The organism is Oleiphilus sp. HI0079 (assembly GCF_001635105.1).
On sequence record NZ_LWFT01000824.1, the window covers coordinates 1 to 908 of the forward strand.

Sequence of the window (908 nt, forward strand, 5' to 3'; positions counted from 1 at the left end):
CTCAGTTTACCTTGCTGATAAAGCTCACCAAGACGAAAAATAATTTCCTGCGTTCGGCCGACGGCGAATGATGGTATGAGAATATTACCGCCATTCTTTGAGGCGTCCTCAATGATACTCTCAAACTCTTCGAGCGTTTCCTCCATTGAGCGATGATCACGATCGCCATAGGTTGATTCCATCATTACCACATCTGCCGACTCAACAATATCGGGATCACGCAGCAAGGCCGCCTGCGAATTGCCGAGATCACCTGAGAAAACGAGCTTTTTCTCTATCCCGGCTTCTTTGATATAGAGCTCGACAATGGAAGAGCCAAGAATATGCCCTGCATCTAGAAATCGAACGCGAACATCGGATGTGATTTTAACATCGCGATAATAATCGCTGCCTTTGCAATAGGTGAGCGCATCGAGCACGTCTTCGGTCGTGTAAAGAGGCTCTATATCTTCCTTGCCTGCTCTACGACGGCGACGACTCTCCCACTCCGCATCCCGTTCTTGCAAAGATGCTGCATCCTTGAGCAAAACGTCCACTAGCTCGCATGTCGGCCATGTCATATGAATAACCCCGTCATACCCAGCCTTGACCAACAAAGGAATACGACCGGAATGATCCAAGTGCGCGTGCGATATAACGACAGCATCGATGGTGCTCGGATCAAACGGCAGAGGTTTTGAATTCGCCTCTTCTTCTTTACGCCCGCCTTGAAATAAACCGCAATCAAGCACAATTCGGCTTGAATCTGTTTCCAGTAAATAGAGCGACCCTGTTACACCTTCTACCGCACCGTAAAACGTCACACTAGCCATGGTGGCCTCCTAATTTTGACTCGACACACTGTCGAGATCATTTATGTGCCCTTGCTCAACTGAGCGACTCTTATTTTTATCAGAATCCAAGGTTCT

At 48.0% G+C, this 908-nt stretch carries 1 protein-coding gene; it reads right to left on the minus strand.

Translation table 11 applies throughout. The annotated features are described in order from the left end of the window. Window positions 1–812 (minus strand): MBL fold metallo-hydrolase (locus A3750_RS15365; protein WP_156498627.1); only part of this gene is annotated, 812 nt, incomplete at its 3' end. Window positions 813–908 lie beyond the last annotated feature (96 nt).